The sequence below is a fragment of the Microcoleus sp. POL10_C6 genome (genome assembly GCF_036701585.1).
Lineage (GTDB): Bacteria > Cyanobacteriota > Cyanobacteriia > Cyanobacteriales > Microcoleaceae > Microcoleus.
The window spans coordinates 89,166-99,402 of record NZ_JAUBRB010000026.1 but is presented as its reverse complement, the minus strand read 5'-3'; the positions used below and the strand labels follow the sequence as shown (position 1 = coordinate 99,402).

General features: G+C 46.2%; 11 protein-coding genes, 1 tRNA gene and 1 pseudogene. 5 read left to right on the top strand and 8 right to left on the bottom strand.

Translation table 11 applies throughout. The features are described 5' to 3' along the window. Window positions 1-230 precede the first annotated feature (230 nt). The 6 genes from QUA34_RS16590 to QUA34_RS16565 all read right to left on the bottom strand — a co-directional run bounded on the left by QUA34_RS16590 (window position 231) and on the right by QUA34_RS16565 (window position 5,211). Window positions 231-458 (bottom strand): ferredoxin family protein, encoded by a 228-nt coding sequence (locus tag QUA34_RS16590; RefSeq protein WP_333054336.1) that lies wholly within the window; start codon window positions 456-458, stop codon window positions 231-233. 144 nt (window positions 459-602) lie between these two features. After that, window positions 603-1,838, bottom strand: a complete 1,236-nt coding sequence (locus QUA34_RS16585; RefSeq protein ID WP_333325599.1) for an ATP phosphoribosyltransferase regulatory subunit — start codon at window positions 1,836-1,838, stop codon at window positions 603-605. A 450-nt stretch (window positions 1,839-2,288) separates the two neighbouring features. Beyond that, window positions 2,289-3,203 carry a tetratricopeptide repeat protein gene (locus QUA34_RS16580; RefSeq protein ID WP_333325602.1) on the bottom strand — a complete coding sequence of 305 codons (915 nt, stop codon included), beginning with the start codon at window positions 3,201-3,203 and terminating at the stop codon, window positions 2,289-2,291. A gap of 101 nt (window positions 3,204-3,304) precedes the next feature. Then, on the bottom strand, window positions 3,305-4,120 hold the full coding sequence (locus QUA34_RS16575; protein ID WP_333325605.1) for an inositol monophosphatase family protein: 816 nt from the start codon (window positions 4,118-4,120) through the stop codon (window positions 3,305-3,307). Between the two features lie 173 nt (window positions 4,121-4,293). Next, window positions 4,294-4,809: a thermonuclease family protein gene (locus tag QUA34_RS16570; protein ID WP_333325611.1), complete on the bottom strand. Its 516-nt coding sequence runs from the start codon at window positions 4,807-4,809 to the stop codon at window positions 4,294-4,296. Window positions 4,810-4,842: 33 nt separating this feature from the next. Beyond that, window positions 4,843-5,211 carry a 2Fe-2S iron-sulfur cluster-binding protein gene (locus QUA34_RS16565; RefSeq protein ID WP_333040827.1) on the bottom strand — a complete coding sequence of 123 codons (369 nt, stop codon included), beginning with the start codon at window positions 5,209-5,211 and terminating at the stop codon, window positions 4,843-4,845. A 214-nt stretch (window positions 5,212-5,425) separates the two neighbouring features. Between QUA34_RS16565 and QUA34_RS16560 the strand changes: the two genes are divergently transcribed. Next, window positions 5,426-5,510 (top strand) — tRNA-Ser (locus QUA34_RS16560). A 288-nt stretch (window positions 5,511-5,798) separates the two neighbouring features. Here QUA34_RS16560 and QUA34_RS16555 read toward each other — a convergent pair. Continuing rightward, on the bottom strand, window positions 5,799-6,608 hold the full coding sequence (locus tag QUA34_RS16555) for a pentapeptide repeat-containing protein (RefSeq protein ID WP_333388299.1): 810 nt from the start codon (window positions 6,606-6,608) through the stop codon (window positions 5,799-5,801). 71 nt (window positions 6,609-6,679) lie between these two features. Between QUA34_RS16555 and QUA34_RS16550 the strand changes: the two genes are divergently transcribed. Beyond that, window positions 6,680-7,609, top strand: coding sequence for a phosphodiester glycosidase family protein (locus tag QUA34_RS16550; RefSeq protein ID WP_333388295.1), 930 nt, complete (start codon window positions 6,680-6,682; stop codon window positions 7,607-7,609). Between the two features lie 150 nt (window positions 7,610-7,759). Next, window positions 7,760-8,416: a HEAT repeat domain-containing protein gene (locus QUA34_RS16545; RefSeq protein ID WP_333388293.1), complete on the top strand. Its 657-nt coding sequence runs from the start codon at window positions 7,760-7,762 to the stop codon at window positions 8,414-8,416. A 29-nt stretch (window positions 8,417-8,445) separates the two neighbouring features. Here QUA34_RS16545 and QUA34_RS16540 read toward each other — a convergent pair whose 3' ends face one another. Next, window positions 8,446-8,820 (bottom strand): hypothetical protein, encoded by a 375-nt coding sequence (locus tag QUA34_RS16540; protein ID WP_333388290.1) that lies wholly within the window; start codon window positions 8,818-8,820, stop codon window positions 8,446-8,448. Between the two features lie 384 nt (window positions 8,821-9,204). Between QUA34_RS16540 and QUA34_RS16535 the strand changes: the two are divergent. Then, window positions 9,205-9,723, top strand: a pseudogene (locus QUA34_RS16535) (hypothetical protein). Between the two features lie 60 nt (window positions 9,724-9,783). Next, window positions 9,784-10,237, top strand: a 454-nt coding sequence (locus tag QUA34_RS16530) for a ribbon-helix-helix protein, CopG family (RefSeq protein WP_333388287.1), incomplete at its 3' end; no start/stop codon positions are given.

Genomic DNA, 10,237 nt, shown 5'->3' with positions numbered 1-10,237 from the left:
AATTTTTAAACTACGACTCATAAACGCACCATAAAAGCTATCTCTCTATTATATGCAACTTCACATAAAATTGGTATAACATAATTAATTACCTGGACTTAGATATCTAAACGTTAGATTTTTCCAATATTTCTCACTCTTCTTCTCTGTGTCCTCTGCGCCCTCTGCGGTTCATAAAAAAATTTAGGGTGCGCCGCAGCGCACCTTACGGATGAAGTTAATTAATGCAATCAAGTCGGAGTTTGCTGCAACTCAGGGCGTTCATCTGGAACGATCGCACCTTCGACAGGACACACCTGCAAACAAATACCGCAGTCAATACAGGTATCAAAATCAATCCAAAACCAATCAGTCCCCTTGACATTTTTGCCGGGGCCGGGGTGAATGCAAGCAACCGGACAAGCGCCGACACAATCAGCAATTCCCTCGCAAATATTCGTAACAATAGTGTGTGCCATAGTGTTCTCTCAAAAGATTTTAGGTAGATAGGGAATTAGCAATTAGCAATTGGCAAAACCTTCTCTCAATCAGCAGGATACATAATATCATATCGGGTGATTTTTAACCAATTACCAACTACTAATTACCAATTACCAATTAGGCTAATTTACCGTTTCAATTGTTGGCAATCCTTCGGCATTTACCCAAGCAATTTGAGCAATTCGTCGATCGCGCGCGTATTCCCGCGCCGACTCTGCTGTCTCCCGACTCTCTAAATCTATTTCCACCCGAACTAGGTGAGTAGACTCTCGGAGTTTGCGAGCGTAAGCAAACGCGGCGGCACTAGCTTCAGGAGTTTGAGCCACAACCAACCAGTCGCTAGCTGGCGTCTGGGTGGGCAATTGCCCTTCTGTCAGCAACACTTGGTGCAAATCTTCAATATTCAGACAAAACCCGATGCCGGGGGAATTTTGCCCTTGGGGATCGAACAGTCCCAACAGTTGGTCGTAGCGTCCCCCTTGTCCTAAAACTCGCTGTCCTGTCTTGCTGCTGCTGACAACTTCAAACACAATTCCAGTGTAGTAGTCAAATGTTTGAATTAAACTCAAATCGAGGTGAATGTGAGATTTGAGATTGGGAATTTTTGACTGATATTGGTGCAGCAATTCGATCGCAGATTTGAGATTATTTAACGCGGCTTGCTGCGGCAAATCTAAATCCAGCTTGGCAACAATTGGCAACACTTCTTCTGGGCGACCGCGCAAGTCAAATAACAGCAGAGCTCTTTCTCGCAATTCCGTTGACAGCGGCAAAGTTTCCAAGGCAATTCGATCGAGATTGGCGATCGCCCCCCGAACTTTTTGGCGCACGTTTGGGGGAAACGGTTCCAGCAATCTTGCAGTCAAGCCCGCTTCTCCCAAAACCAAATGCCAGTCATCAATTTCCAAGCTCTGCAAGCACTCAGACAGCAGCAGCAGCACTTCCGCATCCGCAACCGTCCCCCCCGCGCCGAGCAGCTCTACGCCAGCTTGATAGAACTCCTGTTGCCCGCCTGAGCCAGTATCTGGGCCTTTGCGGAACACGTTGGCGTTGTAGTAGAGGCGCTGAGGCTGCCAGCGAGTCCCGGCCATCCGCATTGCAGCCGCGCGGGCGATAGATGCTGTCAATTCCGGCCGCAAACCCAGTTCTCCATCCTCGGCGTCTTGCAATTGAATTAAGGTCGATCGGTCGATCGCGCCCCCAGCCATCAATGTCTCCAGCCTTTCTAGAGTAGAGGTAATAATCCGGTGATAGCCCCAGCGGTGAAAAACCTGCTGTAAGCGCCGTTCGATCGAAATTTTTTGAGCAACGTCAAGGGGCAATAAATCTCTTGCACCGGATGGGGGTTGGTGAACCATATCAATTTTAGATTTTAGACTTTAGATTTTAGATTGGGCTTAGAAGCTTAGCTTTATGGACGGTGTTAAAGTCTAACGAGGCAAGCTTAACATTTGACTTTAACAAATTAAGGTGTCATATCAATTTTAGATTTTAGATTTTAGATTGGGCTTAGAAGCTTAGCTTTAGGGGAGGCTGTTAAAGTCGAATCAGGCAAGCTTAACCTTCGACTTTAACAAATTAAGGCGTGATAGCGTTTTGGTTTGCATGGGAATAATCATTTTTCCCGTAAGTGCAAGCGTCCCGCTCTTTCTGGAGCAGCCGCGATCGCGGGACGATCGCACTGACGGTATAATTCCGATTGTTATCCGATGTGATATCACCAACTATTGATGCTTTTGAGCGAGATCACTTCACTGCTGAGCAGTTTACCAATTTCTAAATATTCCTGACTCACAACTCACAACTTCTCACTTCTTCTTCCCGCCAAACAAACTTGCAAAAAACCCTGGTTTCTCGTCACCTTTTTTGGCTTTTGCGGAAGCTTGTTCCAGCTTTTTCTTAACTTCCAAAGCCGTCGGTTCTTCAGGATTTGATGCCAAAGCTTTGTTCATCTCAAGTTTTGCCATTGTGGCTTGATTTTGTTCAAGGTAGCACATTGCTAACATAGCGTGAGCCTTGCTGTGTTTCGGGGCGCCCTTCAGGGCTTCCCTCAACTCCAAACTTGCTTTAGCGTAATTTTTGCTGTCCATAAATCCTTGAGCTCGGCGGCAATAGGCTTCGATCCGCGGGTCGTCTTTGGGCGGAGTTGGGGTTGGAGTTGGGGTTGGGGTTGGGGTTGGGGGTGGGGTTGGGGGTGGGGTTGCATCTTTTATGGGTGAAGCGGGTGCAACCCCAACACCACCAAGGCGCTCTTTTCGCAGCAAATAAACCATGTTAAGTTCGCTAATTTGATCGATCGCCTCTTGCGTTTCCTTAACTGATTCATACTGCTTGAGAGCGAGTTTGCTAACTGCTGTTTTGTAAGCTTCTTCCCAATCTTTAGCGGTAGCTAACTGTTTGGCTGCTGCGCTTTCAATTTGCATTTTCGCCTGTTCTTTAACGACGCGCTTGGCGATGGCTGCTAATAGCAGGCTGTATTCTTTGCGATCGCTTTCCTTAGAGAATTTGTTGTAAGCCGGATTGACTACTTTTGACAAAAATTGGTTAGCCCAATCTTTATCGGCTTGGCTTTCAAAAGAGCAAGTATCCGAATGCAACCGGCGGGCGATTTTCATGTAGCGCTTGCGGATGTCGTTAAACTCGGCGTCTAAGGGAATTCCCAAAATTGCGTGCTGATCTGTAAAGTCGTACTTGAACAGCCCTTTTGTCATTTCAAAAGACATAACTTTTACTCTTCCTTTCCTGGCTTTTCACTATTCTTTAATGTAGCTTGAGTCAAGGGGTTCTGACCCCCGTACTACCCCCGATCTATTGCTGGGGGGCGCTACTTCCAAGAAGATAAGGGAGGAACGGCTAGCAATGCGCTGCTGAGTTCGGCGTGTATTTTACCGTTTGTGGCCAAAATCCGACCGGAGTTCATCTCAAAGGCACTGCCGTCATAAGCTGTAACTTGACCTCCGGCTTCGGAGACGATGAGTACGCCTGCTGCTACGTCCCAAGGGGCGAGTCCCCGTTCCCAGTATCCGTCCGATCGCCCCATCGCCAGGTGTGCGAGGTCTAGGGATGCGGAACCGCTGCGCCGCACGCCTTGGGTGAGGTGGGTAAGGTGACAGAATTCGGCATAGTTATTGTCTGCTGTTTCCCGCCGATCGTATGCAAAGCCAGTGACTAGCAAGCTGGTTCTCAATTCTGAGATTTGGGAAACTTCGATCGGCAAACGGTTGCAGGTTGCTCCCAATCCTTTACCTGCCCGAAACAATTCGTTATGAAAAGGGTCGTAAATTACTCCAATTTGTGGTATCCCGTCGATTAAAAGTCCGATCGACACGGCCCAAAAAGGATATTGGTGAGCATAATTGGTTGTGCCGTCCAAAGGGTCGATCGCCCACAGGTATTTGCTGCTGGCATCCCCTAATTTGCCGGATTCTTCGGCGAGGATGGCGTGGTGGGGTACGTGGCGGCCGAGAATTTCTAAAATGACGGCTTCTGAGGCTTTGTCGGCTTCTGTGACTAAATCGCCCGATCGCCCTTTTTCTTGAATTTTTTCTAATTTTCCGCAGAAAGATTTCAGGACGGAACCGGCGGCTAGGGCTGCTTCGGTGGCTATTTCTAAGAAGTTTTGCAGTTGATTGTCAGTCATTGGGAATTGGGAATTGGGAATTGGGAATTGGGAATTGGGAATTGGGAATTGGGAATTGGGAATTGGGAATTGAGAATTGCTTCCAATGACAACTGCCACCTGTCAACTGTCAACTGCCAACTGTCAACTGTCAACTGTCAACTGCCAACTGTCAACTGTCAACTGTCAACTGACTATTTCCGATTTTGCTGGCGAAATTCTGCGGGAGTTTGGCGCAATGCTCGTTCTGGATTCCACAGGCCTTTACCCATGAGTCTCGCCCATTCTTGAGCGTTGATGAGTCGCTGCTGGTATTTGGTGTTGGGCGATCGCACCGAGGCCAGGGCATAACCTTCTTTGATTAGCTGTTCGTTGAGCAAATTTTTATCTTGCCACAAGTAGGCTAGTTTGCGATCGAACTGGTCTTTTTGTTCGATGTCGGATTCTAACAATACCTGTTTTCCCCTAGTTAGCTGTTCTAGTCTTTGTTTGGCTGCTTCTCCCCAAGGCTGCTGTTTTAAATCCGGCGCATCAATACCAATCAGCCTGATTTGTTCTAATAAGGCTATTTTGTCGGCTGTACTGATAACTTCGATTGTTTGGCCGCTGATGGCCCTTTCTACTTTGGCGATCGTACCTTGGGGCATTTCTGGTTTTTGGCAACTAGCTAACAACAGACAAAGGGCGATCGCACATAATCGATAAAGCATGGATAATTGGTATTTTATAATTTATCAAGTTGCTCACTCTTCATCCAACGGCAAACCGGCTTTAACTTTACCTTTGCCGAAGTAACGACCGAATTGCAATTCGTACACTTCGTCTTCGTCTTGCGTCTCTACCTCGATGTTGGAACGGGGATAGCTGACGCACAGCAGGGCATAACCTTCTTTTTGTAGTTCCACAGACAGCCCCATTGCTTCTGGCTGGTGCAGTTCCCCCGAATTGACGCGCACCGCACAGGCGGTACAAGCGCCGTTGCGGCAGGAAAAGGGCAATTCTACTCCTTGGTTTTCGGCGCTTTGGAGGATGTAGCGGTCTTCGGGTACTCGCACGGTGTGGCGATCGCCTGTCTGTCTGTTATGAATTTTAATTGTGTAAGAGTTAGTCATGGAATTTTAGATTTTAGATTTTAGATTTTAGATTGGCGCTGGCGGGGCAAAATCCTTGAAATGAATGGGTTTGCGACCCAGGGAGGAGAACCCAAGCCTGCCCGTTTCACACCCTACCCATATTAAACCGCAAATTTATGTCGTTACCCCTTCCCAAATCAGATTTGTTCTGCTAATATAGTTTAGCTGTGGCTAAATGAATGAATTTAGCCCTGGAGAGGTGGCCGAGCGGTTGAAGGCGCACGCCTGGAAAGTGTGTTTAGGGCAACTTAACGAGGGTTCGAATCCCTCCCTCTCCGTTAAACAAGCTGTTTAGGCAAAAAAAACAGCTTGCAAAAAAAATCTCTGATATGAGATAAATACTTTGATTAGAGCGAGATCCCTTGATTTTTTTAGAAAAATCAAGGGATCTCGCTTTTATATTTTTGAGTGTAAATTACGGGCGATCGGGCCGAGAATAAACGCCCAGATATAATGCCAATACTAGAAAACCATAGTGACCTACACCAATCGCCACCGTTTGCAGCAAAGCGTCGCTTTCTGCTGGATCAATTGCTGTTTGAATATCAGTGGCGTAATTTTAGATTTTAAATTTTAGATTTTAGATACACGTAATTTATATCGAACTTAGCATCAGCGAGATTTGCCCCTCTGAACGAAGTACCCTCAGCATTTCCAATCTCTCGAACAATCGCCGAGAAAGACACAAACGCAAACCAAAGATACAGCAGCGACAGCAAACCGAAACACATACCCCAAAACAGTTTGTGAGTGCTCAGAAAAGCGCTCGCCGTTGCACTGAACAAAAAAGCCGCTGCGTAAGTCGCCACACTTCCAGCCGATGCGATCGCCACCTGTGCAAATTGGCCGCGAATCCGGGAACTCACAAAAAACATTAACACCCCGCCGATCGCCATTCCAGCAATAGCAGCCTGGGAATTATTATTAGTTGCAGTGCCAGCATAGAAAAATCCCAACAAAGCTCCTGATAGAATAGCAGAAATTGTTCGTGCCAATCTACCCGCTTTTGAAGTTTTTGGCTGTTTGCTGGCGATCGCCGAAGCGAAACCAGCAGCGCTCAAAACCCCGTACAGCAACAGAACAAAAGGCCAACTGGGAGAGTCCGGTAGTTGTCCTTGGGCTCCCAGAATCATTCGAGTCAGAACATCGCCCACAACCAAACAAATCGCGATCGCCCCAGCACTCAAAACAGCTATCTGTCGCCGAGAAAGCCCGATTTTCGCACCGATAAAATTCGCACCCGCTAACTGAGCATTTCTAAAATTGCAGCCTCTAACATCCGCGCCGCTAAAATCAGCACCGTTAAGAACTTGTCCTTGGAACGATCGATTTTGTAAAATTTGATTGCTAAAATTATTGGAATCCGAACGCTTCATATTAGTAGAGGAGGCTTGAAAATATATAAATCAGTCCGTGTTCCCGTCCCCAATCTAAAATCTAAAATGGTATGACTTATCGGCCCACTATCAAACAAATTTGGCATATTCTCGGTCTCGGAATATTGCTCGCACCAATACTACTCTACAACATTCCCTACTTTTTGCGTCCCCAACAAACCAACGAAGCCCGATCGCTCTTTCAAGGAATAGCCTACCGCAGGGAATTTCGGACTAATCCGCGTCCCACCCTCATTCACATTGTTAGCATCGACCTAAAAGCGCCGGGAATAGGAATTTTTGTCACTCCCGGAAACCCAACAGCCGATTTAACAGAAACCAATGCCCGCACTGCTACTGAATTCCTGAAAGAATTTAAATTGCAATTAGCAGTTAACGGCAATTTTTTTTATCCCTGCATCGAGGAAGCACCTTGGGATTACTATCCCCGCAGTGGCGATCGAGTAAATAATGTCGGACACGCCCTTGCCAAAAGCCAAGCTTATTCTAAACCACATTCAGGCTTCCCCGCCCTTTGTTTTGATGCCAAAAACCGCGCTCAAATAATCGAAAACGGCACTTGTCCTTCGGGAACAGCCTATGGAGTTGCCGGAGATACTTTGCTGGTGAAAAATGGTCAACCCGTAGCACAAAGTCAGGAAGAACGCAAACAGGATAAACCCTATCCCCGTGCCGTTGCGGCGATTGACAAAACAGGCGACAAGTTGTGGTTAATTCTGGCAGACGGCAAGCAGAGGCTTTACAGTGAAGGGCTGAAATTGAGCGAAATAACTGATATTTCGATGCAGTTGGGAGCCGAGACAGTGCTGAATTTAGATGGCGGCGGGTCGGTAACTTTTGCAGTAGCATCGCCGTCAGGAGCGAAACTGTTGAATGCTCCGATTCAGAATAAAATTCCCATGCAGGAACGTCCAATTTCCAATCATTTGGGATTTTACGCGCGAGATAATAATGATGCCTCCACATACTCAAATAAATAGGGTACTGATTGCCTTCATTACTCATACAAAAGTTCGCTTAAATACCCACAAAATTTCTTATTCAGCAGTGAAGTTTTTTTAAATCTGCCCAAAATCCGGGAATAATTGCTAAAATTGTAAAGAAACGTAACAAAAATATATAATTGGCTTATGAAAATTAGCGAAATCCAAGCAGCGCTGCAAAGTTCGGATTCTCAAGAGAGGCTGCGGGGGGTAACGGCTCTGAGAAACTGCGATTCTGCGGTGGCGCTGCCGATGTTGCTGAGCAAAGTGGACGATGGCGAGTTTATGGTGCGATCGTTCGTGGCGATGGGATTGCGGCAGATTCAAACTGCGGAAGCTTTTGCGGCGCTGTTAAAAATGATGCAGTTTGATCGCGATCCGAACGTGCGAGCAGAAGCCGCTAACTCTTTGTCAAGGTTCGGAACCGAGGCAATTTCTCATTTAGTTGAAGCTTTTCGCCGCGATGACAATTGGCTCGTCCGCCGCAGTATCATGGCTCCGCTGTACGAAATGCAGTGTGCTGATGCAATATTTGAAATTTGTGCGATCGGTCTTGGCGGCGAAGATGTACCAGTTCAGGAAGCAGCAATTGACGGATTTGGTCTGCTGGCAAATACCCAGAAGCAAGAAGAGGCATTGCAGCAATTATTACCTCTAGTAAGTTCGGATTACTGGGGAATTCGGCTGCGAGTTGCTCGCGCGCTGAGCAGATTTGACAATCCTCAAGCTCGCGCTGCTGTGAGCTATTTGGCAAAAGATCGAGATCATCGGGTTGCAGGTGCGACTTTGGAAGCTTCGCTTTAAAAACAGTCAATATAAATAGTTATACAACCTTATGAAAGGGAGTTCCGGCCCCTTCTGTCAAAACTCAATATTATTGTGGAACGGGCTGGAGAACCCGTTGCTAAATTAACTTTTTCTTTTCGCCATTTTTCTACTGTTTTTTTAACCGCTTCTATTTCCTGAAAACCTACCAGAATCACAGCAGTTTCAAATTCTACGCCCAAAGCTGTGCTGACTTCGAGGATTTCCACAAAAATAGCGCATTGATAATCTGTGTCTTCATATTGCTTAAATCGCTCAGCATTAATTCCTAATATCGGGGCTAGTTTTTGTTTGCTAATTTTTGCGGCTATGCAAGCTTTAATTAAAGTACCTGGCAACTTATTGAAAGTATGAACTTTGAGCGGAATTTGCTGGGGTTGCACTGAACAAGTCGCTCATATTCAGCAACTTCTGACTTTAGCTCGTCTACTTGATTCGGATCTGAATCTCTCTGAAACTGCCATCCCACAGGTTCGTCTTTCAAACTCTCATTACTATCCAATTCAGCTACAGACTGCTAAAATCGCAGCAACCAATCTAAGGTGTGCTGATATTGTTGCTCATTTTTGATCGTCATGGTTTCCATCTTGGTAAATTTACAGCAATAATTCCTGTACGTGTATTTGTTTTTATATCAAATTGAAAGAAGTCTATCTAGGATGTCCCCGAATCATTAGCTGGATAGTTGGCTGGAAAAATTTCACCTCTCTACTTGTTTTTCTGTTCGGCACGCCGCAGTCTAAAATTATATAAAGTAGGAGCAATAGATTTCAGGTAATCTCTATCAACCGTTTTTTGGCGCGGGTTTTGTAACGCTGCCGGGTGGCCATTTAATTGCTCTGGATATGCAGCCTCTGTTTGGCGGCGATGCTGACTACCAAGCTAAGTGTACTGGGCCGATCGAACAAATTTTTCAAGCTCATCAACCGCACCTTCCCTAGAGTGGCGACTTTCCAGAGGAAGCTAAGCAGTTTTTCTCGTTGGCGTTTCTGTGGGATCGCCCCAAGGAAACGGAAATTGTGGCAATTCCGGTTTTTGGAGGGTTCAAAGACTATCTGGCGGCTTATTTCGATTTGGCCGATCGCGCCGAACAGATGACATGGGGCGCAAAGTTAGATAGTATCTAACAAGCTCAACTGTGCTATCTGCGCTATCGTGCCGAAAAAACCCTGGGTCAGGGAATGTTTAAGCGGTTCTACGGCGAGGAATGGACCGAAGAGTATATTCACGGATTTTTGTTCAATTGGGAACAGAAGCTGGCACAATTGGTAAGTAACAAGAATTAATTTTAATAGAAGCTTCAGCCACTACACTTATTAGTGTAGGTTGGCATGAGGAAAATGCCAATGGTCAAAAAAAATCGCAATGTAGTTAGTTCCAATTCAGAAAGTAAAGTCAAAGTCGGACTTTCGCTGACTTCTTCTAGTGCCGATCGATTAAACGTGATCGCTCGCAAGCTCGGAATATCAAGGTCGGAACTCCTAGAACGCTTGGCACAAGGCGCTCTGGATATTTCTAAGGACAAGACGGAAGTTACTGTCACTTGGAAAAAAGGTGAAGAAACGGAGGTAGAGGCAGCCCACTTGCAAGGGGAAACAGCCGAAGAAACCGAAATTAATGAGGCTGTAACGGCAGAAACTCTATCGGACTCGGTGAGTGTAAAGCCAAATCCGCTGCAAGAAAGTTACGAAAGTTTACAGCAGCAGTTGAGTGAACGCGAAAGTTCGATCGCTTCTTTACAGCAGCAATTGGCTACCGAAAAGCAAAATCTCGAAAGCCAATTAGCCGAAACAGTAGCGA